The sequence below is a fragment of the Sphingomonas sp. 179-A 2A2 NHS genome, assembly GCF_045371305.1.
GTDB lineage: Bacteria > Pseudomonadota > Alphaproteobacteria > Sphingomonadales > Sphingomonadaceae > Sphingomonas.
Window position 1 is genome coordinate 35,633 of the sequence record NZ_JBIQDE010000007.1, and the last position, 23,921, is coordinate 59,553.

The 23,921-nt window shown below is 64.6% G+C and carries 16 protein-coding genes and 3 pseudogenes; 6 read left to right on the forward strand and 13 right to left on the reverse strand.

Features of this window, described 5'->3' with window-relative positions:
• Nucleotides 1-112: 112 nt before the first annotated feature.
• Entirely contained in the window at nucleotides 113-835 is a 723-nt protein-coding gene (locus tag ACH0AE_RS15620) for a Bax inhibitor-1/YccA family protein (RefSeq protein ID WP_047100263.1), read from the reverse strand.
• A gap of 357 nt (nucleotides 836-1,192) precedes the next feature.
• Between ACH0AE_RS15620 and ACH0AE_RS15625 the strand changes: the two genes are divergently transcribed.
• The 5 genes and pseudogenes from ACH0AE_RS15625 (at nucleotide 1,193) to gpmA (ending at nucleotide 4,766) form a co-directional block, all read left to right on the forward strand.
• A complete protein-coding gene (locus ACH0AE_RS15625) occupies nucleotides 1,193-1,666 on the forward strand; it encodes an Hsp20 family protein (protein ID WP_047100262.1) in 474 nt (157 codons plus the stop codon).
• A gap of 93 nt (nucleotides 1,667-1,759) precedes the next feature.
• Complete coding sequence (locus tag ACH0AE_RS15630; RefSeq protein WP_125964350.1) at nucleotides 1,760-2,266, forward strand: Hsp20/alpha crystallin family protein; 507 nt, start codon at nucleotides 1,760-1,762, stop codon at nucleotides 2,264-2,266.
• A 49-nt stretch (nucleotides 2,267-2,315) separates the two neighbouring features.
• On the forward strand, nucleotides 2,316-2,849 hold the full coding sequence (locus tag ACH0AE_RS15635) for an NADH dehydrogenase ubiquinone Fe-S protein 4 (protein WP_406875899.1): 534 nt from the start codon (nucleotides 2,316-2,318) through the stop codon (nucleotides 2,847-2,849).
• 39 nt (nucleotides 2,850-2,888) lie between these two features.
• Nucleotides 2,889-4,010, forward strand: a complete 1,122-nt coding sequence (locus tag ACH0AE_RS15640) for a putative zinc-binding metallopeptidase (RefSeq protein WP_406875900.1) — start codon at nucleotides 2,889-2,891, stop codon at nucleotides 4,008-4,010.
• A 70-nt stretch (nucleotides 4,011-4,080) separates the two neighbouring features.
• Nucleotides 4,081-4,766 (forward strand): annotated as a pseudogene (gene gpmA / locus ACH0AE_RS15645) (2,3-diphosphoglycerate-dependent phosphoglycerate mutase).
• A 158-nt stretch (nucleotides 4,767-4,924) separates the two neighbouring features.
• Here gpmA and zwf read toward each other — a convergent pair.
• The 11 genes and pseudogenes from zwf to ACH0AE_RS15700 all read right to left on the reverse strand — a co-directional run bounded on the left by zwf (nucleotide 4,925) and on the right by ACH0AE_RS15700 (nucleotide 19,688).
• The gene (gene zwf, locus ACH0AE_RS15650) at nucleotides 4,925-6,370 is read right to left on the reverse strand and encodes a glucose-6-phosphate dehydrogenase (RefSeq protein WP_406875901.1); all 1,446 of its coding nucleotides are present in this window, start codon (nucleotides 6,368-6,370) and stop codon (nucleotides 4,925-4,927) included.
• Nucleotides 6,371-6,381: 11 nt separating this feature from the next.
• Nucleotides 6,382-7,368 (reverse strand): phosphogluconate dehydrogenase (NAD(+)-dependent, decarboxylating), encoded by a 987-nt coding sequence (gene gnd, locus ACH0AE_RS15655; RefSeq protein WP_037486173.1) that lies wholly within the window; start codon nucleotides 7,366-7,368, stop codon nucleotides 6,382-6,384.
• Between the two features lie 16 nt (nucleotides 7,369-7,384).
• Entirely contained in the window at nucleotides 7,385-10,189 is a 2,805-nt protein-coding gene (locus tag ACH0AE_RS15660; RefSeq protein ID WP_406875902.1) for a bifunctional transaldolase/phosoglucose isomerase, read from the reverse strand.
• A gap of 2 nt (nucleotides 10,190-10,191) precedes the next feature.
• Nucleotides 10,192-12,264: a transketolase gene (tkt, locus tag ACH0AE_RS15665; protein WP_047100257.1), complete on the reverse strand. Its 2,073-nt coding sequence runs from the start codon at nucleotides 12,262-12,264 to the stop codon at nucleotides 10,192-10,194.
• 93 nt (nucleotides 12,265-12,357) lie between these two features.
• Nucleotides 12,358-13,290, reverse strand: a complete 933-nt coding sequence (locus ACH0AE_RS15670; protein ID WP_084718397.1) for a YfdX family protein — start codon at nucleotides 13,288-13,290, stop codon at nucleotides 12,358-12,360.
• Between the two features lie 630 nt (nucleotides 13,291-13,920).
• The gene (locus tag ACH0AE_RS15675; protein WP_047100256.1) at nucleotides 13,921-14,937 is read right to left on the reverse strand and encodes an IS110 family transposase; all 1,017 of its coding nucleotides are present in this window, start codon (nucleotides 14,935-14,937) and stop codon (nucleotides 13,921-13,923) included.
• Between the two features lie 153 nt (nucleotides 14,938-15,090).
• Nucleotides 15,091-15,723: a hypothetical protein gene (locus ACH0AE_RS15680; RefSeq protein WP_047100255.1), complete on the reverse strand. Its 633-nt coding sequence runs from the start codon at nucleotides 15,721-15,723 to the stop codon at nucleotides 15,091-15,093.
• A gap of 208 nt (nucleotides 15,724-15,931) precedes the next feature.
• Nucleotides 15,932-16,579, reverse strand: coding sequence for an HdeD family acid-resistance protein (locus ACH0AE_RS15685; RefSeq protein ID WP_047100254.1), 648 nt, complete (start codon nucleotides 16,577-16,579; stop codon nucleotides 15,932-15,934).
• Nucleotides 16,580-16,604: 25 nt separating this feature from the next.
• Nucleotides 16,605-17,747, reverse strand: a complete 1,143-nt coding sequence (locus tag ACH0AE_RS15690) for a hypothetical protein (protein ID WP_047867147.1) — start codon at nucleotides 17,745-17,747, stop codon at nucleotides 16,605-16,607.
• A gap of 70 nt (nucleotides 17,748-17,817) precedes the next feature.
• A pseudogene (locus ACH0AE_RS15695) lies at nucleotides 17,818-18,456 on the reverse strand (IS3 family transposase); the annotation flags it as partial.
• 203 nt (nucleotides 18,457-18,659) lie between these two features.
• The gene (locus ACH0AE_RS15700) at nucleotides 18,660-19,688 is read right to left on the reverse strand and encodes an IS110 family transposase (RefSeq protein WP_125990341.1); all 1,029 of its coding nucleotides are present in this window, start codon (nucleotides 19,686-19,688) and stop codon (nucleotides 18,660-18,662) included.
• 279 nt (nucleotides 19,689-19,967) lie between these two features.
• Between ACH0AE_RS15700 and ACH0AE_RS15705 the strand changes: the two are divergent.
• Nucleotides 19,968-20,816: pseudogene (locus tag ACH0AE_RS15705) on the forward strand (IS3 family transposase); the annotation flags it as partial.
• 54 nt (nucleotides 20,817-20,870) lie between these two features.
• Here ACH0AE_RS15705 and mobF read toward each other — a convergent pair.
• Nucleotides 20,871-23,918 (reverse strand): MobF family relaxase, encoded by a 3,048-nt coding sequence (gene mobF / locus ACH0AE_RS15710; protein ID WP_406875903.1) that lies wholly within the window; start codon nucleotides 23,916-23,918, stop codon nucleotides 20,871-20,873.
• Between the last annotated feature and the right edge of the window lie 3 nt (nucleotides 23,919-23,921).

Sequence of the window (23,921 nt, forward strand, 5' to 3'; positions counted from 1 at the left end):
TTGGTCACGTTGGGGAATGGTCGTGAGATCGCCGGACTCGCGAATAAGAGCAGCGCCGTCCGTCCAGAACGGCGCTGCTCCGCTTTCCGGACCCCAGGTGTCCAGGGGCCGGTCATTCCTCCCGCTGCCCGAACAGGCTGAGCAGCAGCTGGAAGAGGTTCACCAGATTCAGATAGAGCGAAAGCGCACCCATCACAGCGAGCTTTTCGGCCTGCTCCGATCCGGCGTAGGCGAGATATTCGCTCTTAAGGCGCTGCGTGTCCCAAGCCGTCAGACCGGTGAACACGAGCACGCCGACAATCGAGAAGACGAGCTGCAGCGTCGACGAGCCGACGAACAGGTTGACTATGCTCGCGATCACAACGCCGATCAGGCCAACCATCAGGAAGGTGGACCAGCGCGACAAGTCAACATTTGTCGTGTAGCCCCACAGGCTCATGGCAGCGAATACGGCCGCCGCGCTGAAAAAGGCCAGCGCGATGCTGGTACCGGTGAACACCAGGAAGATGCTGGCCATCGATACGCCCATCACGGCAGCGAAGGCGAAGAACGCCGTTCGTGCCTGTGCCGTCGTCATGCGCTCGACCCTGAACGAGAAGAACAGGACGAACGCCAGGGGCGCGAAAATAGCGACCCACTTGAGCGGTGTGCCGAAGATCGGCTGGTAGAGCGCCGGCACGCTGGCGACGAGAGACGCCACCAGCGCGGTGATGCCGAGGCCGAGCGCCATGTTGCGATAGACGCCGAGCATGTGCCGGCGCAGGCCTTCATCATAGACGGCCGTGCTCGTGGCTCGGGCCGACGGGATAGGCCGATAGGTATTCGGTTCGAACATTCTGTTCATGCCTCACTCCATTGCTTCAATGTCAATGAGGCACTCGGCCGGCTTCGCTTCGGAAGCCGCGATCCTGCACCGAGCGCACTCGATGCGGTCCGACATGACGGTAGCGTAGCGCCGCCGCCAGAGGGGCCCGGTCCGCAAGACAAATGTTGTATTCGCCCGCGCGCCTTTCAAGGGGCTGAAAGGCTGTCCAAGTGCTTTGATGATTTCGTTCACTAGCCCTTGAAACCTGTTGGCTCCGAACTAGTTTTTGCAGTGCCGGACGCCGTTCGGGTCCGGTGGACATAGAGGGCGTCGGCTCTCCCGTACCGACGCTTCTCATGCCCAGATTGCTCACAGGAGGATTTGGCAATGAGAACCAACTTCGACTTTTCGCCGTATCGGCGATCGACGGTCGGTTTTGACCGTCTCTTTAACCTGCTCGAGGCAGGTGCCCGCGACGACGATGGCTATCCGCCCTTCGACATCGTGAAGGACGGCGAAGACAGCTATCGCATCACGCTTGCAGTAGCCGGCTTCCGTCCCGAGGACATCGAGATCGTCGCGCAGCAGAATCTACTCAACGTCACCGGCAAGCGTGCCGAGGATGACGGCAAGGGCGAGTTTCTGCACCGCGGCATCGCTGCCCGTTCGTTCGAGCGGCGCTTCCAGTTGGCGGACTTCATCGAGGCCGGAGACGCCCGGTTCGAGAATGGCCTTCTGTCGATCGCGCTGAAGCGCGTTGTCCCGGAGGCCATGAAGCCGCGCAAGATCGAGATCGCTGGCGGGTCTGGCGACAACGATCGGCTCGAAGCGCCCAAGACCGAAGACAGCGCAGCGGCCTGATACCCCGTTAGGAGAGGCTCCGTCGGCGCGCCGCTTTGGCGGCGCGGCCGACGGACCATGTCCAACGCCTGCCAGGAAAGGAGGATAATCATCATGGCAATTCGTGATCTCATTCCCTGGGGCCGGCAGGAAAGCCGCGCTCCAGAACGGACCGAAGAGGCGTCCGACCAGCAGCACCCGCTTGCGTCCCTGCACCGCGACGTGAACCGCCTGTTCGACGACGTCTTCCGAGGCTTCGGCGTACCGGCTACGAGCGGCTGGGGGCGCAGCCTCGAGTGGCCGACGATCGAGCTTTCAGAGACCGACAAGGAGATCCGCGTCACCGCCGAACTGCCCGGGATGGATGAGAAGGACGTCAACATCAGCGTCGACGACAATGTCTTGTCGATCCGCGGCGAGAAGCGTTCCGAAACCGAGGACAAGGAGCGTGGCTATTCGGAGCGGAGCTATGGTCGGTTCGAGCGGCATATCGGGCTGCCGCGTGGGGTCGAGCAGGACCGGGCAAGCGCGACGTTCAACAAGGGCGTGCTGACGATCGTCCTGCCCAAGTCCGCCGAGGCGATCGAGAGCCGGCGCAGCATTCCGATCAACGCAGGCTGATGAGACGTCGGCCAGCCGCCGTCGGCGGCTGCCCGTTTCGGAGGCGCAAATGGCAACACGAGCTGATTCTCTTCCACCCTGCATTGCGACGCCGCGCGTGCTGGCTCCGCGCCTTGCGGAGTTTGCCAACGATAACGTCGCGACCGAGGTGTCTTCGCCGTTTGATACGGCGTGGCGACGCTACGCAAGCGCCCTGCCGACGGACGCATTCGCCATCATCGAACCCGATCCGCTCGCCGGTCGGTCCGGCGGCCGCGCCCGTGAGGGTCGATGGCGGCTGCGTTTCCGCCCGCGGTCGCGCCCGTTCGTCGATCCGCTCACCGGCTGGACGGGAGGAAGCGACCCCCTCGCCCATCTGGAGCTCGGCTTCCCTTCGCGTGAAGCCGCCGAGGCTTATTGCCGGCGGTACGGCCTCTCCTACGAGAGCCGGGGCGCACCGCGAGGGTCGGGACCTCGGCCACGGGACGAGATGGCTTTCATCCCGGTCGGAGCGCCTACCTGCTGCATGCCTGCGGGTCCTCATCCCGTGTGCTGCGGCAACACGACGTCGGAGTCGATCGAGGCTGCCCATGCGGACACCTGAACAAGGCTTGCCGTCGCGCAGGTAACAGGGACCCAACGCTTGGCATTCCCCTGCCCCAACTGCCGCCACCAGCTTCACTTGGAGGAAAGCGCCTGCCCGAGCTGCGCACACGCCGTTGGCTATGACTGGCGCATAGACGCCTTTCGTCATCTCGACCCCAGGGCGCGCGAGTGGCACGATGCAGAGGGATCAGCCGCCGCGGTAAAGCCTTGCGCCAATGTTCATTACGGCGCGTGCAACTGGCTGGCAGATGAGACGGGCGCTGAAGCGCTCGGTCCGACCCGAGCAATGTGCCGCGCCTGCCGGCACAATCGCATGATCCCCGATCTCGCGGTGCGCGGCGTCCTTCAACGCTGGCGGCGGATCGAGGAGGCCAAGCGGCGCATGATTCGCGGTGCGATCAAGCTCGGCCTGCCCCTCGAGACCAAGGCCGAGCGCGGAGACGGGCTCGCCTTCGATTTCTTGTACGATGCCGCCGCCGAGAACGGCTATGTCCCACAGCTTCTCACCGGCCATGCCGGGGGTGTCATCACGCTGAACGTGATCGAGGCGGACGACGCGGCGCGGGAGCGCATACGCCATCAAATGGGCGAGCCCTACCGCACTCTTCTAGGCCATTTCCGACACGAGATCGGCCACTACTATTGGTACCGGCTCGTCGCTGTGACCGACATGCACGATCCCTTTCGCGCACTGTTCGGTGACGAGCGCATCGATTATGCTGCAGCGGTCCAGCGCTACTATGCCGGCCGTCCGGCACTCGGCTGGGCTGATGACCATGTCAGCGCGTATGCAACTGCGCATCCCTGGGAAGATTTCGCCGAGACGTTCGCTCATTACCTGCACATCGTCGACACGCTCGGAGCGATGGCGGACTTCGGTGTGGGGCTGGAAGGCAATCGCGCACCGCACCCGGACATCGATGCGTATCGTGTTGCAACGGCGACGCTCGTTGAGCGCTGGATACCGATCTCCTTCGCTCTCAACGCGGTAAACCGGGCAATGGGGCAACCGGATCTCTATCCCTTTCGTCTCAGTCCCGGCGTCATGCTCAAGCTCGATTTCGTTAGCCGCCTGATCGCGCGGGCCGCGGGCCGTGAGGAAATCCCGGAGGGGTCTGAGCTGGCCGCAATGATCGCAAGCCTCGGGCACGGCGTGTGAAACCTGCAGGACGCCGGATCGCGGAGCGGAGAGACGTCCGTTCAGCTCGCAATGTCCGTTGGAGAACCCCTTGCCCACGCTCGTGCTGATCCGCCACGGCCAGTCGGTCTGGAACCTCGAGAACCGCTTCACGGGCTGGTGGGACGTGGACCTGACGCGGCAGGGCGAGATTGAGGCGAAAGCGGCCGGCGAGCTGATGGCGGCAAAGGGGCTGGACTTCGACCTCTGCTTCACGAGCCTCCAGGCGCGTGCGATCAAGACGCTCAACCTTGCGCTCAAGGCGATGGGGCGGTTGTGGTTGCCCGTCGAAAAGGACTGGCGTCTGAACGAGCGCCATTATGGCGGGCTCACCGGCCTCGACAAGGCAGCGACCGCAGCCAGGCACGGAGCGGAGCAAGTGAAGATCTGGCGCCGATCGTTTGACATCCCGCCGCCGCCGCAGCAGCCAGGGGGACCCTATGATGTCACCGGCGATCGCCGCTACGCCGGCATCGCAATTCCGAACGCCGAGAGCCTGAAGGAGACGATAGGGCGCGTGCTGCCCTATTGGGAGGCAAGGATCGCGCCGGAGCTCAAGGCCGGCAGAAGAGTCGTGATCTCGGCGCACGGCAATTCGCTGCGCGCTCTGGTGAAGCATCTGTCTGGCCTCCCCGACGATGAGATCCCCACGATCGAGATCCCGACTGGTGAGCCGATCGTGTATGAGCTCGCGCACGATTTACGGCAACAGACCGCTATTATCTGTACGAGCGGTAGGGCGACTACTGAAATGCCACTCGGAGCCCGCCTGTCGCGTGGAGTCCAGCGCGGCAGCCGATCCAGCGTCAGCGCGGCTTGGGGCGATCCGAACCTTCGCGGAAAAAGGTGCCGGCCTTGTCCCGCCTCCCTTTCTGACCGGAGTTCGTTCGCTCCATCTATCGACCTAATGCGTGCCATTGTCGGCCATCGCGGGCGATCAGTGCGTCGGCGGCGCGAGGTCCGGAAGTGCCTGGCATATATTCCTCCAGCACTCCCTCGCCACGAGCCCAGGCGTCCAGGATCGGCTGCACAACGGCCCATCCCGCCTCGATCTGGTCGGCACGCTGGAATAGCGTCTGATCGCCCATCATCATGTCATACAGGAGGGTTTCGTACCCTGTCCGATGCGCGATGGAAAACTTCTCTGCATAAGCAAAATCGAGCGCTACGGGGACCGCCTCCACTTGCGGGCCCGGGCGTTTGACCAGAAAATCAAGACTGATCCCTTCGTGCGGCTGGATCTGGAACACGAGCTGATTGGCCGGGAGATGAGCGACCGGGGCCTCCCGAAACGTCGCATAGGGCACCGGGTTGAAGGTGACCACGATCTCGGTGTCCCGTGCGGCGAGCGCCTTCCCCGTGCGCAGATAGAAGGGCACGCCGGTCCAGCGCCAAGTGTCGACCAGGAGCTTGAGCGCCACATAAGTTTCCGTGGCGGTGTTCGGGTCCACGTGCGGCGTCTCGCGATAGGCGGGGATCATCTGGCCGTCGACCTGGCCGGCTGCGTACATGCCCCGCACCGCTTGGCTTCGCGCCTCATCCGGGGTAAAGCGGCGGACGGCCTGAAGCAGCTTTGCCTTTTCGTCTCGGATGACCTCGGCATCGAAACTGTTTGGCGGCTCCATTGCGATCATCGACAAAAGCTGCATCAGGTGGTTAGGAACCATGTCCCGGAGCGCACCGGTTGTGTCGTAGAACGCCCCGCGGGTGCCGACGCCAATCGCTTCGGCGGCTGAAATCTGGATGTGGTCGATGTAGCGGTGGTTCCATACCGCCTCCACCCAGGCGTTGCCGAACCGGGAAACCAGGATGTTCTGGACGGTCTCCTTCCCCAGGAAATGATCGATCCGGTAAACTTGGCTCTCGTTCACCCGCGCCAGGATCTGCTGGTTGAGAGCCCGTGCTGATTCGAGGTCGTGACCGAAGGGTTTCTCGATCACCACCCGCCGAAAGCCGCCGTCATGTTCCTCGGTGAGGCCAGCGTCGGCGAGTCTGTCCACGATGACCCCGAAGAACTGCGGCGGCGTAGCCAGATAGAATGCGGCGTCGCCTTCGCCCAACCGCTGCTTGAGCCTGTCGTAGACAGCCTCAAGCGTGAAGTCCCCGGGGAGGTAGCTGGTCCTTTGGCGCAATCGTTGCCAGCACTGTGTCTGCGGCGCGAACTCATCGAGGCTTACGCGCAGACTTTCATCATCGCCATCCCGAAGGGCTATGCCGATGACGTTGAGCTCTTCGCTCAGGAGTCCGTCGAAGCAGAGGTTGGCCAGCGCCGGAACCAGCAGCCTGCGGGTGAGGTCTCCTGTCGCGCCGAAGATGACGATCGTCGCCGGGCGCCCCGGCACGGTCACTCCATTCACTGCGGGATCTCGACATGCCCGCCGAACCCGAAGCGCATCGCGGAAAGCACCTGGTCGGCGAAGGTGTGCTCGACCCGGCTCCGATACCGGGCAAACAGCGCAGCGGTAAGGACCACAGCGGGAACCGCCTCTTCCATGGCCGCCTCGACGGTCCAGCGCCCCTCGCCCGAATCCGCAACCCGCCCGGAGAACTGCGAGAGCATCTGATCCTTGGCGAGCGCCGCCGCAGTGAGGTCCAGAAGCCAAGAGGATATGACAGAGCCGCGCCGCCACACCTCGGCGATGTCGGTGAGATTGAGAACGTAGCGCTCATCCTCGGGAAGCTTGCTGGACTGCTTCGACTTCAGAATGTCGAAGCCTTCGGCATATGCCTGCATCAGGCCGTATTCGATGCCGTTGTGCACCATCTTGACGAAGTGACCCGCGCCGGCGGGCCCGGCGTGGATATAGCCCTTCTCCGCGCGCGCATCCTCTCCCTCATGCTCCATCCGGTTCGGCGTCCGCGGAATGGTGCCGATGCCCGGCGCGAGCGCGTCGAAGATCGGATCGAGATGGTCGACGGCCTCCTTCGGTCCGCCGATCATCATGCAATAGCCGCGCTCGAGGCCCCACACGCCTCCCGAGGTACCGACATCAATATAGTGGATGCCCTTGTCGGCCAGCAGCTTCGCCCGGCGAATATCGTCCTTGTAGAAGCTGTTGCCGCCATCGATGACGACGTCGCCAGGTTCGGCGATCGTGCGGAGGATCTGGATCGTCTTCTCGGTCGGCTCGCCCGCGGGCAGCATGACCCAGAAGACTGCCTCCGTGCCCAGCTTCTTCTTGATTTCCTCAAGCGAGTCAGCCGGCTCGAATCCTTCAAGCTCGAGTTCCGCCACCGCCTCAGGATTGCGGTCGAAGACCACTGGCTGATGTCCGGAGCGTTGAAGCCGACGGGCGATGTTGCCTCCCATCCGGCCGAGGCCGATCATTCCGATCCGCATATTTCCAGGCTCCCGCTCAATTCCGGAGTGCTTCGTCGAGCAATTCTTCAAGGTCGCTCAGACTGGCGCTTTGGAGGTGGACCCGCAGGACGCGCTGGCCCCGGCTGGCGAGCACGTCGAGATCGCCTCGCGCTTGGGCGAGCTGGACCGTGCCGAAGCTGGCTTTACGTCCTGGGATCGGGACGTCGGGATCGGGCGTGCGGGTGATCTCGAGAAACACTCCCGAGCGCGGCCCTCCCTTGTACGCCTGACCAGTCGAGTGGAGGAAACGCGGCCCGAAGCCCGCGACGGTGGCGACGTGTCGCGCCTTCACGACCCGTTCGCGCATGCGTGCGACGAGAGCCTCGTTCGCCGGGTTGCGTTCGACGTAAAGAAGGAACCCTACATAATCGCCGGGGCCGGGACGCGCTAAATGGGTGCGCAGGATCTGGACCGCGTTGTCGCCGGAATGGCCTCGGTCGGCGGGCCCGAAGAAGGCCACCCTGCCATCCTCGAAAAATGGTGTCTCGGGCGCCAGGCTACCGGTGGCTTCGTAGGCGTCGATCAGCACCCGCGTCCTGATCTTGGCATCCTCGACGTCGGGCTGGTCGAAAGGGTCGATCCCGATCACCGCGCCGGCTACCGCGGTAGCGATCTCCCAGCGAAAGAACTCCTGCCCGATCATCTCCTTTGACGAGAGCGCTATCCGCACGACCGGCTGGCCGGCGGTAACGAGCGCATCGGCATGGGCGTCGAGCCTGGCGTGATCGTCGCCCGTGAGCGACAGCAGTACGAAGAGGCGGTCCGATCCATAGTGCGCCGGCGGTACCGGCGGTTCCAGGTCGACGGGAACGATGCCCCTGCCCTGCTTGCCGGTGGACTCGGCCAACAGCTGTTCGAGCCACGCTCCGAATGCCCGAAGCGCGGGCGAGGTCAGCACCGTCACCTTGTCGCGCCCGCGGTTCGCCGCTTCCCCCAGGATCGCACCGAGCCGCACGCCAGGATTGAAGGCGGGCGGCGCGTCGGGCGCGCAGCTCTGCACCATCGGCGCAACCCTGGTGAAGAACTCGGCCACGTCCATACCCATCACGGCCGCGGGCACCATCCCGAAGACGCTGAGAACCGAATAGCGGCCGCCAATCGTTGGATCGCCCAGGAAGACGCCCGCGTAGCCATGATCGTGCGCGATCTTTGCCAGGCGCGATCCCGGGTCGGTGATGGCGATGAAGCGACTGCCGTCCTGGCCCGCCAGATTCCAGAAATAGGCGCGCAGCAGTTCCGGCTCCATCGTCGAGCCCGACTTGGAGGCAACGATGAACAGCGTGTGCTCGGGGTCGATCGCCGCCGCCACTGCGGCGATTTGCTTCGGATCGGTGGTATCGAGCACATGGATCATCGGGCTGCCGCTCCGCGGCCCCACGATCTCGGCCAAGACCTCCGGGCCGAGGCTCGACCCGCCCATGCCGAGGAGCACCGCGGACCGATACTGGGCTGCCTGAGCGCCGAGAGCTTTCAATGCCTCGGGGTCGATCTGCTCGCCCTTACCTGCGGCAAGCCACCCGAGCCACTTGGCTTCCTCGCCGCCGGTCCATAGCGTGGCATCGCCTGCCCATAGCCGTCTGGACCAGCTTTCCTGACGCATTCGCTCGAGCCGCGCCTCTACCGCCTCGTCGAGCTCCCGCGGCAGTGCCTCGTGCATGCTGTTCAGCCCGTCTCCGACAATGGCGGAGCGCTTGGCAGCAACGGCACCAAGGAGCGCATCGGCTGCGTCGGCGAACTGCTTCACGCCGTCTCGCACGAGCTCGTCCGCGACCGCTGGCAAGTCGAGCCCGAGACGGTCTACCTCGCGGAGAATCCGACGCGCGCTTTCCACTTCGGCGGTCAGGGACGGCGCGAGCGTGCCATGATCACGGAAGGCGTCCATCGTCTTGGGCGGCAACGTGTTGACGGTTTCAGGCCCGATCAGGTTGTCTACGTAAAGGGTGTCGGGGTAGCTCGGATCCTTGGTGCCGGTGGAGGCCCAGAGGAGCCTCTGCGGCATCGCCCTGCGCTCCACGAGCGCCTGCCAGCGTTCCGAAGCTACCAAGCCGAGATACCATTGATAGGCGAGCTTGGCGTTGGCGATGGCGACCTGTCCGCGCAGTCCCGTAAGCGCCTCGGCCTCCGCGTCAGCGCTTTTCAGGCGTTCGGCAATTTTCCTGTCGATCGCGGCATCGATCCGACTGACGAAGAAGCTCGCCACGCTTGCGATACGGTCGATCGGCTGGCCTTGGGCGAGCCGTGCTTCCAACCCCTCCACGAAGGCCATCGCAACCGCGGCATAGCTCTGCTGGCCGAACAGCAGCGTCACGTTGATGTTAATGCCATCTTCGATCAGCTGGCGGATGGCAGGGACACCCGCCTGGGTACCGGGCACTTTGATCATCAGGTTGGGACGGTCGATCTGTCGCCACAGCCGCTGTGCTTCCGCGACCGTCTCCTCGGTGCTCTCAGCGAGATAGGGGGAGACCTCCAGACTGACGTAGCCGTCCGTCCGGTTCAGCCGCTCATAGACCGGCTGCAGCGTGTCGGCCGCGTCTTGGATGTCCTGAACCGCGAGCGCCTCATAGGCTTGGGTGATGCTCGTGCCGGGTCGGTTCTGGAGAAGAGCCAGGAGCTGCGCGTCGTAGGCATCGCCATGCGCGATCGCCTTCTCGAAGATGGACGGATTGGAGGTCACGCCGGTGACGCCGTCTTCCTCGACGAGCCTTTGCAGCCCACCTTCCTTGAGGAAGCGGCGGTCGACAAAGTCCAGCCAGGGGGCCTGGCCAAAATCGTGCAGCTTCCTGACCCGGCTCGCCATCGTCACGCCTCCTGCAAGATCATTGAGCGCGCTGCCTCGACCACATGGTCGACGGTGAAGCCGAACTTCTCCTGGAGTTTGGCAAGCGGGGCAGACGCCCCGAACGTCGACATCGTGATCGTTCGGCCGCGAGCGCCGACATAGCGGTCCCACCCGATTGCGCCGCCCTGCTCCACCGCCAGGCGCGCCTCTATGCCGGGGGTTAGGACCAACTGCTTGTAGGCGTCGTCCTGCTCCTCGAAGCGGGACCAGCTCGGCATCGACACGACGCGTGCCCGTACGCCCTCCGCTGCCAGCTTCTCATAGGCGCCGACCACAAGGCTCAGCTCGCTCCCGGTGCCGATCAGGATGAGCTCCGGATCATCGGCGCTGGCAAGGATGTACGCGCCCCTCGCGACCCCGGCGGCGGCCGCATAGCGGCTCCGGTCGAGCGTCGGCAGCGCTTGGCGCGAGAGGATCAGCGCGCTCGGCCGACGGGTCTGGCGGACGGCAAGTTTCCACGCCTCGGCCGCCTCGTTCGCATCTCCCGGGCGGATGGTGTCGAGCCCGGGCATCGCGCGCAGTGTTGCCAGATGCTCGATCGGCTGGTGGGTCGGGCCGTCCTCGCCGACCCCGATCGAATCGTGCGTAAAGACAAAGGTGACCGGCAGCTCCATGATCGCCGCAAGCCGGACCGGCGCGCGCATATAGTCGGCGAAGACGAGGAAGGTGGCGGTGAAGGGCTTGAGGTAGGACAGCGCCATTCCGTTGGCGATCGCGCCCATCGCATGCTCGCGCACGCCGAAGTGAATCGTGCGCCCGCCAGGGTTGTCCGCCTGGAACGAGCCGAAATTCTTTAGGTCGGTCTTGGTGGATGGCGACAGGTCGGCCGATCCGCCCACCAGCCAGGGGACGTTGCCGGCAAGCGCATTCAGCACTTTGCCGGCGGAATCGCGCGAGGCGACGCCCTTGGGATCCGGGTCGAAACTCGGCAGGCCCGACTCCCAGCCCGGCGGCAGCGCGCCCTTGCGCATCGCGTCCAGCTCGGCCGCCATGCCGGGATAGGTCTCACGATAGCCGGCGAAGGTCGCCTCCCACTCCTCGCGCAGCCGGCGCCCGCGCGAGGCGATCGCCTCGTTGAAGTGCTTGGCGACGCCGTCGGGCACGTAGAAGGTCTTGTCCTCCGGCCAGCCATACGCCTTCTTGGTGGCGACGATCGCGTCGGCACCAAGCGGTTCGCCGTGAGCCTTCTCGCTGTCCGCCTTGGGGCTGCCCCAGCCGATGATAGAGTGGACGACGACGAAGGTGGGTCGGTCGTCGGTCGCCTTGAAGCTTTCGATTGCCCGCGCGAACGCCTCAGTATCGTTGGCGTCGTCGACGTGGAGCACGTTCCAACCATAGGACTCGAAGCGCTTGCCCACATCCTCGGTGAAGGCGAGGTCGGTATGGCCCTCGATGCTGATACGGTTTGAATCGTAAATCCAGCAGAGGTTGGAAAGCTTGAGATGTCCGGCGAGACTTGCCGCCTCGCCCGACACGCCCTCCATCATGTCGCCGTCGCCGCACAGCACGTAGACGTCATGGTCAAAGAGGGTGAAGCCATCGCGATTGAAGTGCTGGGCGAGCCAGCGTTCGGCGACCGCCATACCGACGGAATTGCCGCAGCCCTGACCGAGCGGGCCCGTCGTGGTCTCGACGCCGGTCGTCACCCGATACTCGGGGTGGCCCGGCGTCCTGGAGCCCATCTGGCGAAAGTTCTTGATGTCGTCGAGGCTAACCGCAGGCAGGCCAGTGGCCCTGCCTTCCGCATCGACCTCCTTGATGCCGGCGAGGTGGATAAGCGCGTAGAGAAGCATGGAGGCGTGCCCGACCGAGAGCACAAAACGGTCTCGATTGGGCCAGTCCGGCACGTCGGGATCGATCCGGAGGAACTGCGACCACAGCGTGTAGCCCACCGGCGCAAGCGCCATCGGGGTGCCGGGATGGCCGGACTGCGCCTTCTCGACGGCATCCATGGCGAGCGTACGGATCGTGTTGATGGCTAGACGATCGAGGGCCTCGAACGCGCCGCGTGCGGTGGCGGGCTGGCGCAACATGTTACCTCCCGTGGGGCGTTCGCCAGATTGAACGCCCCTTGTGCTTGTGTTGACCAGCCCCCGCGCGGGAGACGATCGAACGCCGAGTGCTGCCTAGCGCGGGCGCTGGCTCGACCGCCTGGCCTCGTCGAACTTGGGACCAAAGGGATCGAGCAACCCCTTCGCGGATTGCGAGCCGGCGGTCTTACGCTCGAGATCGTCGACCGAGGCGATCAGGTCGGTCATCTCGCTGTCAGTGGCATAGCCCAGCGCTTTGCCGAGCTGGAGCTGCGTGCGGGCCGTTCCCAACAGCTGGCGCATGCGGGCGCTTTCCGCGTCGGTCCGCTTCCTTTTCTCGAGCAGGCTGCGCGCGTCCTCGAGCGCGAGCTGCGCGCGAACGAGAGGGAGCGGGATCACGATCTGGTCGATCACGATCGTGCCCAGTGCGGTCTGAAGGACCGCCTTGGCCTCCTGCGGCTTGCCCTGGTGCAGCAACGCGGCCGCCTGCTTGAGTGCGGCGGGGTAGGTGCCGAGCGGGAGCTTGCTGATGTTCACGACCGTTTCGGAACCCAGGTCGGAGAGGAGCTTGCGCGCCAGCTGCAGGCGACCCTGCGCGATCGCGGCGCCCACCTCTCCGCGGATTTTCTCGACGTCGGCCGGGGTTCCGATCACGTCGTGCGTCACGACGCTCACGTCGACCGGAGCGAGCGCAAGCGTCGGCGTGCGGGCGAGGACGATCTCGAGCTTGCCGGTCGCGCGCTCCAGCGCCGCGATCGCGTCGTCGTTCTTGTTCTGGTCGATTGCGGTCAAAGCGTTCTGCGTCTCGCGCACCGCGGCGACCGCCTCGTCGACGAGCTTGTCCCGCTGCGCCTCGGGTGGGTTGGTGGGACTCGACTGCGCTTGGGCTCCGCCCGGCGGAGCCGCTTGAGTCGAAGTCTGCGGCTGCGCTTGCTGACTGGGTGCAGAAGCCTGGGCCGCTGCGGCGCTCGACCACGCCGAAATGGCGAGGGCGCCGAGGGCTGTCGAGATGATTAGGTGTTTCCGCATCGTCCATCCTCCGTTTGTGAGTTAAAGTTCGCATTTCACAACGCGTGCTGCCGAGTACGGCGAAGTGCTTTCGGACGGGACAGCAGTGCTTCGCTGCCCCTTCGAACTGGCAAGTTGTTGCGGCCTATCGTCGTCACTCGGCACCTGCTCTTGTTTGCAAAGCATCGCGCGAGCATTGCTATGGAGACGCCGTCTGCTAGCTGCGCTGACATATCTCAGCCTGATTTCGGCAATCTCGCCGTCGTCAGGAAGCCGGCGCGCGCCTTGTTTTCGGCGCTGCGGAGCTCCAGGGTTCAGCCGGCGACCTGGCCGATTTGCCGCACGGCGTAGGGCGCGATCGCACCCGTCAGAGGGATGGAGTCCATGTGTGGACGACCTCCGCGGCGCAAGAGCTTTTCGGCATTGATGACCTCGGTCGGGTGCATCCATGTGTTCGGCCTGTTCGCGCAGCACCGCATGGCTGCTGGCCCTGATGAAGTCCGCAGGCTGGCTCCCTAATCACGTCATCGCGCTCGAAGCTCTGTGACCCCCTGGGTTTCACCAACCCCCGTCTGACCGGTTCGTCATCACTACTGAGCTGCTCCAACGCATCCCATCACATCACGCGATTATCGTGTGACGGAGATCTCCTTATGCGGCGGGAGCGTACACCTCCTTCCGCGTCATCACGGCCCAAGCAATCCGTGCTGTTTTGTTGGCGAGCGCCACTGTCGCGATCTTGGTTGGCTTGCGCTCAAGCAGGCCCGCCATCCAGGGTTGGCGAGCCGGACTCTTACGCGTCATTCGCATAACAGCAGTCGAACCGACGACCAGAAGCCGGCGAAGATAGCCATCGCCCTGCTTGGTTATTCCCCCGAGCCGCTCTTTGCCGCCCGAGCTGTTCGCACGAGGTGTGAGCCCAAGCCAGGCGGCGAACTGACGGCCTGATCGGAACAGAGATGCGTCCGGCACCGCAGCCGCGATAGCCGACGCTGTAATCGGGCCGATCCCCGGGATCGTAGCCAGCCTGCGGCTCGTCTCGTCGTTACGGTGCCAATCGAGGATTTGCGCCTCAAGCCGCTCGATCTCGCTCGCTAGTGCCCTCAACTGAGCGGCAATGCCATGAAGGGCCGAACGTGCGTGTGCGGGAAACCTGTCCTGCTCTTCGTGCAGCGCCTTCAGGGAAGCCACTACGCCGGCGGCGCCCAGACCCGTCACGATCCCGTACTCAGCTAAGTGGCCGCGAAGCGCGTTGATCAGCATGGTGCGCTGCCGGACCATCAGGTCGCGACTTTTGTGGAGCATCAGCACCGCTTGCTGCTCGACCGACTTCACTGCGACAAAACGCATCGTCGGCCGGGTGACCGCTTCGCAAATCGCTTCAGCATCCGCTGCATCGGTTTTCCCGCGCTTCACATACGGCTTAACATAGGCTGGCGGCATGAGGCGCACCTCATGGCCGATCGCCATCAACTCACGCGCCCAGTGATGCGCCGAGGCACACGCTTCCATGCCGACCAGGCAACGCGGCAACTCAGCGAAGAAGCGGATGACTTCGGTCCTGCGCAGCTTGCGCCGGATCAGCACTGCGCCATCGGCGCCGATAGCGTGAACCTGAAACACATTCTTCGCCAGATCCAATCCGACGGTGACAACCTCCTGCTCCATGGAACGACTCCTAGACGTGGACCTACAACGACCACATCATCGCACAGCTACGCTGGTGCGGAGGTCGTCCACGACATCACGTCAATAACCGCCGTGGGAACCTCCCACGATCTCATATCAGTCCTGGGAATTTTCGGCGGAAAGGGCGGACGGTTATGAGCGCGCATTGCTGTTCTCCTTATTCGTCGCAACCTCCGCCTCGAAACTGAGATCGTCTAATTGCTCCATTCGTCTCGAGTTTTGGCGAATGGCGCTCGCCGCATTCGTCGAAGTCAATGCCGTGTTCTGGAGGACATCAGATCGCATCGCCGTCGTTAGATCGGCGACGGATTGCATCACCTTCTCGCCGTCAGCCCCGGAAAGCGCGCCATCCGCAAAGCCGGACAACAGTGCGTCGAGAACAGCCTCAAAGCGGACCACAACCTCTTCGCTGGCTACTACCGCAAGCTGATGATTTAGAACCCTCAAATCATCGATCAGCACGGCATCATGTCTGATATTTTCGACAATTTTCGCCACCTTTTCTATGCAAGCCATGTATATGGCACATTGCTGCTGAAGGATGATCACTCTTCCTTCTTTCCGAAGTTCGAGTTCTGTCTGACGATTGAGGAGAGCGGCCGTCAGTGCGATCGTGACGGCGCCACCCAGAAAGACCAGCGTCATCTCCTGGGCGAAGGGCAGGGGCTCTTCCGCCATATACATGGTGCGGAACATGAAGTAGATACCGATCCCGCACACGACGGCGACAACTAGATAGGCAAGATCGCGCGACCTGTAAGTCATTGACGAATTGTCCCGTCGCAACCGTCCTTCCGCCGAACGTTGGGCTTCCCGGAGCATTGTCCTTGGTCTTCCTGTCGAAGAAAGACCGGTGTCGGTCCGCTGCCGAAGGGATTGAAGCCGGTCCTTAAGCAGCGTTCGAAGATCGTCTCGTCCCAATGGGTGAGATCGTCTTCATCGCCGACAGGCCGCCCGGCTTTCCCCACGCGCGTCATGTGCCAGCCGCCAGGTTGACGCCGGGAGTTTTGTCGTGCCCTGCCTGATTTGCGCGCTGCAGCCGCAGGCCCAGCAGGATCATCATTGCTCCGAAAAGGGCGGCGTAGAAGCCGAGCAGCCAGCCGAGGGCAAGGAAGCTTTCGAGCGGGCGCGTCAGCAGCATCCAGGTCACGATGATACCCAGCACGACCGAGATGAGGCCGCTCAGGATGAGCCAGACCTCTCCCTTGATTTCCTTGCGCAGGCGGATCGCCGCCGCGATTTCTAGGACGCCCGAAAACACCGACCAGAACGCGATGCTGGCCCAGAGGAATGTAGCGAGGACCAGCGTTGCGACGAAGGGCGAGACGACCACGACCACGCCCGTGGCGATCCCCAGGAGGCCGCTGAACATCAGCCAGCCCCAGCGTTCGCCCTTGCGGATGTTGCGTATCCCGGCGACCAGACCGAACACTCCGTCGGCAAAAGAGAAGGCGCCGAACACCAGCGTCAGGGCCAGAAGCGACTCGGCCGGCATCAGGAAAGCGAGCCCAGCAATCATCAGCGCCAGCACCCCACGCAGACCGAACAGCCACCAGTTGCGCGAAAGGGTGAACAGCATGTCCTGTATCGAGTTCGAAGCAGTTTCCGAGGTTGTCGTCATCGTCTCATCTCCCCTACAGGTTTCGTCAGGCCGTTGTGCCGGTGGAGCCTTCGCTCAGGGCGGCAGCCACGCGGCGGCGCTCGTCGATCGGCAGGGGCAGGCGCATTGCGCGGGCGATCTCGGAGTCAACGCAATCATCCTCTGCGATCGGGACCGCCAGCCCCGCTTCGCGCAGTCTCGCGCGCAGGAAACCGCGGGCGGCCGCGGCGATGGTCGCCACCTCGTCCTCTCGTATGCCGATAAGCGCCGCCGTGTCTGCCGCCGCCTCGTCCTCGATGCAGGTCCGATAGAGGACCTGTCGCCAGAGCGCGGGCAGTGCGGAAAGTGCGCGGTGCAGGCACAGCGCCGTTTCGTGGCGGTCGAGGGCCGATTCGGGATCGGTCGCCGTGCCGTCGCCGACCAGATCCTCCAGCCGCAGCACTTCGTCAGGCTGGTGAAATTCGAACAGCTCCTGATCAGTCTCAGTCGGATCCTGTGCCGGCTGTTCGGGCGCGGCATCGAGCGAGGCGGCGTTTTCCGGCACAACCCGGCGGGCGGCGCGGGCCTCTTCGCCGATGGTCTCGAAGGCGAGTTGGGTGAGCCAGTCGCCCACCGAGAACCGCATCGGCCGCCGCTCGAACCGCTCGAGCCCCTTGAGGATCGTCGCATCGACGAGATCGCGAACACTCAGGTATCCTTGGGGCACCGATCCACTGCATTCGAAATAGGTCAATTCGCGCCGGACCGCGTCATAGACCGTATCGAGGTGGTCCTCGATCAGGCCGAAGAAAAGCTGGCGCCGCCCCGCCTCCGCCGCATCCCGCGCGGGCGGGAGTGGGGCGCCAATCCGGCGCCGGCGGGCGGGACGCTTGAACTCCGACTCGTGCTTGAGGCGCGCCACATGCCGGTCGACGCGGTGGCGCAGGTCGGCAAAGGCCTTGCGCAAGGTAGGCTCGATCTCGAACCCCTCTTCCTGCGCCGCGATCACGCTTGAGGGCAGTTGCAGCCGCAGTCTGACCTGGATTCGCGTCTTGCCCTTCGTCTGCGAGGCGACGACCTCAAGCCGGACCAACTCAGAACGAAACCGCTTAAGATGGTTTTCAAGTTGCCGGCCCTCTTCTGCAATCACCTCCGGCGCGCGCTGCTGGCCATGCTTGTCCAGATTGCGCAATGCGGTTCGTATCTTCATTTTCGTCATTTTCTTTAGAGTCTGATCCGAAATTAAGTTGAGTGTGACATGCTCCCCAAAGCTCTACCAGTCATAACTGGAGTCCGGGGTTGTTATGGTGCCCCTCGGGGCGGGGTTGCGCAACCCGCCTGGCAGCATCGGCGGGCGTCAGCCCGCCAACACCGCTATGCGGGCGCACATGGTTGTAGTCGTCTCGCCAGAGCCGCAGCACCGAGCGGGCGTGGCCGAGCGACACGAACAGCGTCTCGTTGAGGCATTCGTCGCGCAGACGACCGTTGAAGCTCTCGACGTAGCCGTTCTGCTGCGGCTTGCCCGGCGCGATGTAGTGCCACTCGACAGGTCGCTCCTGCGTCCATCTCAGGATCGCCAGGCTGGTCAGCTCGGTGCCGTTGTCGCTGACGATCATCAGCGGCGGCACACCGCGCACAGCGATGACGGCGTCGAGCTCGCGGGCGACCCGCGCACCTGACAGCGAGGTGTCGACCACCAGCGCCAGGCACTCGCGCGTGAAGTCGTCGACCACCGCCAGGGTGCGGATGCGCCGGCCGCTGATCAGCGTGTCGCTGACGAAGTCGAGGCTCCACCGCTGGTTCGGTCCCTGGGGCAGCGTCATAGGCGCTCGGGTGCCCATCGCTCGCTTGCGGCCACGCCGGCGCCTGACCCGCAGGTTCTCCTCGCGGTACAGCCGCAGCAGCTTCTTGTCGTCTAATCGGTCAAGCCGTTTGCCAAGGTGCTCGTAGTCGATCTGCTTTGCGCATCGTTGTCGTCTTCGAGGTCAGCACGGGTGCAGCCTCAGTATGGCGCTAGATCGCCGGCCTCTCGATGTGGTTCCCGTGTTCCAAATGGTCACGAAGCGGGTCACGAGATGGCCGTGGCCGCACCTTGGCGGGGCGGCACCTAGAAAAGCTGATATCAGGCCATGGCAGTTACCTTCGGCTCAAAGTCCCGGCCGTCGATCCACATCCGGTGCAGGATCACCGCCAGCTTGCGGGCCAGCGCAACGCGCGCCTTCCAGAAGCCCGATCTGCGGCCAACGGCGGCCCCCCAGTCCTTCAACGCTAACGCCTGCGAGGTCCGCGACAGCATGACATTGGCCGCTTCGAACAGCAGTTTGCGGGTGAGGCGATCTCCGCACTTGGAGATGCGGCCGTTGATGTCGACCTCGCCCGACTGATAGCGACGCGGGGTAAGACCAAGATAGGCGCCGACATCCTGCGAGCGCCGGAACCGGTGAGGATCCTCGATGGTGGTCATGAAGCTGACGGCCGTCAGTGGACCAACTCCCGGCATCGTCATCATCAAGCGGCAGGCGCCACTCTGTCGAGCAACCCGGCCGAGCTGTTTGGCGATGGCATGCTGTCGCTCCCGCAACGTCCCCAGCATCGCCAGCAGGCTCTCGAACAAGGCGGCGACGACCGGATCGTCCGGTAGGGTCGCCCGGACCTGGCGCTCGAAGGTGCCCCCCTTGCCAGGTCCGACCAAAATACCGAAAGTCTTCGCTAGACCGCGTATCTTGTTGATGAGAGCGGTGCTCATACCGACCAGCTGATCTCGCGTGATCAGGAGCGCACGCAAACGGTGCGTCTCCATCGAGCGAACAGCGACCGGCCGGTACCAGCCTGAGCGGACCAGCCTTGCCAGCCCAAAAGCGTCGTTGCGGTCCGTCTTGTTCATCTGCAGTTTCAGCGCTGCCGCAGCATGCCTGGCATGAAGGCACACGACCGGCAGCTCTCGCTCAGTCAGCGCATGCCACAGCCACACTGTCATCGGCCCCGTCTCGATGCCGATCTTCACGGCTCCGGCTGCCCTCCGCGCCAGCACGGCCGCAATGGCATCCGGATCCGTTCGCGTCTTCCCGTCCCATACGCGATTGCCCATCTCGTCCACAACGCAGATCGCAGTTTCCTTCATCGACACGTCCAGGCCAACATAGCAAGTCATCTTCCGTCCTCCTTCAGGGGACAACAGGCTATCTCAGAAGCACCGCTCCCGTTTACGCCATGTGGTTCATGACCAGCCCCTCGCGGGCCAGCATGATCCCAAGCCGACGGTAGCCAAAGCGCCGACGCTCGGCCGCGATCTCCCGTAACCGCGACCGCAGGTCGCCATCATCACTACGCCGGGGCGCGTAGCGCACCGACGTCCTATCCACGCCAAAGATGGTACATGCCCGACGCTCGCTGATGCCGAACAGCTGCCGAGCATTCTCAACAGCCTTCCGCTGAGCGGCGGGCGTGCCGTGTCATCGAAGCGGATCGCAAGAGCGTTCACTACCAGTCCCGGCGACCGCCGGAGGTGGAGCTGCGCGCCCGCTTGCGCGAGCTTGCCAACGAGCGGCGCCGTTTCGGTTGTCGCCGGCTGCACATCCTGTTGCGGCGGGAGGGCGAGCCTTCGGGCATCAACCGCGTCTACCGTCTCTATCGGGAAGAGGGGCTCGGCGTGCGCAAGCGTCGGGCCCGGCGCCGGGCCGTTGGCACACGAGCACCGCTCCTCGTGGAGGCTCGGCCTAATGCCCGCTGGAGCCTGGACTTCATCCACGACCAGTTCGCCTGCGGCAGGCGGTTCCGGGTGCTCAACATCGTCGATGACGTGACCCGGGAGTGCCTTGCAGCGATCCCCGACACATCGATCTCGGGACGCCGCGTGGCGCGCGAGCTGACCGACATCATCGCCTGGCGCGGCAAGCCGGGGCTGATCGTCAGCGACAATGGGACCGAGTTCACCGCCAATGCGATCCTGACTTGGTGCAAGGATTACGGGATCGAGTGGCACTACATCGCTCCGGGAAAGCCGATGCAGAACGGCTACGTGGAATCCTTCAACGGGCGGATGCGCGACGAGCTGTTGAACGAGACGTTGTTCCATGGCCTCGACCACGCCCGCGCCGTGATCCGGGAGTGGGCAGAGGATTACAACACCTGCCGACCTCACTCCTCGATCGGATACCAGACCCCGGCCGGCTACGCCGAAACGATCTTTGCAATGGGGTCAGGCATGCCTGACCCCATTGCAAACAAGCCACCGAAAGGCATAACCACTATCGCCGAGGCTCTAATCAGAGCTGGATGAAAGTCCCGTGGCAGGTCATCCATCATCAAGCTCCGGCGTCCAGCCGGCCGGTCTTCACAGGTCGAGCCCCAGGCTCCGTTCCGGCAGCGGCGGCAGAGCGTCGCCACGGTCCGGCTTGAGGTCGGGCGGTGACTTGGAAGCGCCGGCAGCGGCGGCGGCGCCTTGCGTGTGGGCCGGGGACGGCAGCTCACCCGGCAACGGCGGCAGGTCCGCCAGGTCGACCGGACCGACATGAAGCTTCTCGCGGGGTCCGCTGCTCTTGCCGCGTGTGCGTTCGTGATCAACGTCGAGGCGACCGACGGTTTCGAGTGCCGACGTCTTGTTGCCCGGATTGTTGTCGAGCTGGCGCTCGAGCTTCTCCTTGTCGTCGACCACCATCGTGAGCTCATCGCGCACGCGCGTGACTCCGACATTGAACAGGCGCTGGTTGGAGAGATTGCGCTCCTGGCTCGACATGACGGTGATCGCCTTGTCGGTCGTGATGCCCTGCGCCATGTGCATGTTAAGTGAGTAGGCAAGGTCGAGCCGCGACAGCATCGGGTCGCCGAGATCGAGCGTCAGCCGCTCCTTGCCGGCGGTCTCGACGGTCACGCCGCCGGCGTCGACCGCGAGCACCCGCGCCAGCGCCGAGTTGTGGAGCCCGCGTTCCTTGTCGTTGGCGGTCCAGCGGATGCGGTCGCCCTCACGCAGGTGGAGATCCTTTTTCTCGCTGAGCTGCAGCCGGTCGCGCTTTTCGGTCGGCGACAGCTTCTGCGGATCAAAGCGTATGGACCGGTTGCCGAGCTTCAGGTCGACCTTGCCGTTCGGGTGGACCCTGGCGACGTCATAGCGGCCAGCGGCCAGGCCGACGTCCTGGCCGCCGCCGCGGCCGACCTCGAGCGTCTGCCCGGCCTGATAGGTGGCCGCATAGCGCAGCTCCTCGCGCGTGGTGTTGACGCGCTCGTACACCGTGAGGTGGATGCCCTCCCCTCGCACGCTGCCTTCGGTGGCAAGGCCGTCCTGGATCCGCTGGTTGATGACCGCTCGCGCCGCGCGCCCCGACGCGAACACGGCCGTCGCCTCGCGATCGGCGGCGGAAAGGCCGAGCCACATCTCGGCCGCATGGAGCGCCGGACTCTGATGCTCGACGACGCTTTCGCCCAGCACCTTCATCGCTTTGGACGCTTCGCCGAGGTTGGCGAGCGCCGCGACGGTGCGGAGCTGATCCGTGCGCTGCCGGATATTCTCGTCCATTCGCGCCATCGTGCCTCCACCCGCCTGGATGAGCGCGAACGACTTTCCGGCGTCGATTGAAGAGAGCTGCTGGCGGTCGCCCACGAGGACGAGCTTGTCGACGCCGAGCGCGGCGGCGATCTGGTGGAGCTTCAGCATGTCGTCGGACGAGACCATCGAGGTTTCGTCGACGATGAGCATCGAGCCGGCGAGCGCGGCGCGGGCTTCGTCGTATGCGGGTCCCCCGGCCTGAACGTGGCGCTCGTTGGCGAGGATGAACGAGGCGATCGTCTGGGATCTGATCCCTGCCCCTTCCGCGAGATCGGCGACCATCTTGTTCTGGAAGGCCAGGCCCACGACGGCGCGGCCCTCGGCTTCCGCGACACGCGCGACCGCCTGCAGCATGGTCGACTTGCCGGCGCCGGCGATGCCCTGGATCGCGACGGTCCTGTCCTCAGAGGAAAGGATCAGCGCGGCCGCGCCGAGCTGGCCGGCGTTGAGCTCCCTGTCTGCGACCGCCTGGAGCCGCCCTGGAGCGTCGTGCGCGGCGAGGATGGCCGAGGCGAGCCCCCTGCCCTCCTCGACTGCCCCGAGGATCCGTTCCTCGGTCAGGAGGGCTTCCCGGGTCGTGACCATCCGCGGGCGCGTGTCGCCGATCCGCGTCTCGCCCGCGATGAGCTGGCCACGCCCGACAAGCTGCTCGATCCGCCGCTCGACATGGTCGACCGTCACTCCCTTCAGCCCGAGGTCGAGCGCGGTCTTGCCAAGCTGGTGGAGGCTGAAGGCGGCTTCGCGTTCGGACAGCATCCGGACGGCGGAGGCGACCGCCAGTTGCGCGCGTGCTTCGGCCGGCGAGGTGGTCACTCGCGCAAGGCCGCGATCGACGAAAGGATCGTGCGCGCGCAGGGCCGACCCGAGCTTGTCCCATGCCGTCGACACCGCTTCCGATACGGCACGGTAGCCGCGTTCGAGCGCGCTGCCGGGATCGCGTTGCGCCGCCCGGGCGAGGGCTGCGTCGAGGAGCGACTTGCCGTCGAAACCGAGCGCTGCCGCCTTGTCGATCCATGCCTGCCGCAGCGCCTCGCGATCCTCGACGTTGAGCTTGGGATCGCGCGTGTTGGTGGTGACGCCGTCCCGCCCCTTGGCCGATACAATGCCAAGCTCGGCCGCCTTTTCGAGTATCGCCTCGCGGCGCTGGCTGAACGCGTCGAGCACCGGCTTGGGCACGCCGGCGATCTCGAACGTGCCGTGCTTGCCCTTGAGCTCCACCTGGTAGCCGAGCTTCTCGAGCTCCTCGCGCAGGAAGGCATGGTAGATCGAGCCGATCACGGAGTTGTTCGACCAGATCTTGTCTGCGTGGAGCGCCTGCCACTTGCCGTCGGGCATTTTGGTCAGGTTGGCGATGACGGCGTGGACATGAGCCTGCGGGTCGAGGGCGCGGCTCGTGTCGTGTTGGAAGAGCGCGTAGACGAGGTTCCCGCTCCGCAGCGGAACCTTGCGGCCTTCGATGTCCTTGCGCCCCTCGGCGAGGTTGCTCTCGACCCAGGCCATTGCGCGGATCACGGCTTTCATGTTGGCGCCGTCGGGCCCGAGGATGCGCTTGTCGCCGGCGACATAGGCGAGCACCGAAACGGATTTCGGGGCCGAAAAGGTGAGATCGACTCCGGCCCGCCGGTTCTCGACCTGGGCGACGGCCTCGCCGCCCGGCAAGATGCCGTTGAGAACGCCCTCGAATGCCTTCTTCGACACCTCGCCCGAAAGGCCGAGCGCGGCGGAACCTTCCCCGCCCCAGGCGCTGATCTCCGACGAGCCTTCGACCGTGTAATAGTCGTCCTTTGCGAAGTAGCCGGCAGCGCCGGACGCGGAACGGACCGATGCGACCGAGAGCATGGT

Excerpts from the sequence above, each read along its gene's own strand:
- ACH0AE_RS15620 (WP_047100263.1), bottom strand. The coding sequence starts at position 835 with ATGTTCGAACCGAATACCTATCGGCCTATCCCGTCGGCCCGAGCCACG.
- ACH0AE_RS15625 (WP_047100262.1), top strand. The coding sequence starts at position 1,193 with ATGAGAACCAACTTCGACTTTTCGCCGTATCGGCGATCGACGGTCGGT.
- ACH0AE_RS15630 (WP_125964350.1), top strand. The coding sequence starts at position 1,760 with ATGGCAATTCGTGATCTCATTCCCTGGGGCCGGCAGGAAAGCCGCGCT.
- ACH0AE_RS15635 (WP_406875899.1), top strand. The coding sequence starts at position 2,316 with ATGGCAACACGAGCTGATTCTCTTCCACCCTGCATTGCGACGCCGCGC.
- gnd (WP_037486173.1), bottom strand. The coding sequence starts at position 7,368 with ATGCGGATCGGAATGATCGGCCTCGGCCGGATGGGAGGCAACATCGCC.
- ACH0AE_RS15660 (WP_406875902.1), bottom strand. The coding sequence starts at position 10,189 with ATGGCGAGCCGGGTCAGGAAGCTGCACGATTTTGGCCAGGCCCCCTGG.
- tkt (WP_047100257.1), bottom strand. The coding sequence starts at position 12,264 with ATGTTGCGCCAGCCCGCCACCGCACGCGGCGCGTTCGAGGCCCTCGAT.
- ACH0AE_RS15670 (WP_084718397.1), bottom strand. The coding sequence starts at position 13,290 with ATGCGGAAACACCTAATCATCTCGACAGCCCTCGGCGCCCTCGCCATT.
- ACH0AE_RS15675 (WP_047100256.1), bottom strand. The coding sequence starts at position 14,937 with ATGGAGCAGGAGGTTGTCACCGTCGGATTGGATCTGGCGAAGAATGTG.
- ACH0AE_RS15680 (WP_047100255.1), bottom strand. The coding sequence starts at position 15,723 with ATGACTTACAGGTCGCGCGATCTTGCCTATCTAGTTGTCGCCGTCGTG.
- ACH0AE_RS15685 (WP_047100254.1), bottom strand. The coding sequence starts at position 16,579 with ATGACGACAACCTCGGAAACTGCTTCGAACTCGATACAGGACATGCTG.
- ACH0AE_RS15690 (WP_047867147.1), bottom strand. The coding sequence starts at position 17,747 with ATGAAGATACGAACCGCATTGCGCAATCTGGACAAGCATGGCCAGCAG.
- ACH0AE_RS15700 (WP_125990341.1), bottom strand. The coding sequence starts at position 19,688 with ATGACTTGCTATGTTGGCCTGGACGTGTCGATGAAGGAAACTGCGATC.
- mobF (WP_406875903.1), bottom strand. The coding sequence starts at position 23,918 with ATGCTCTCGGTCGCATCGGTCCGTTCCGCGTCCGGCGCTGCCGGCTAC.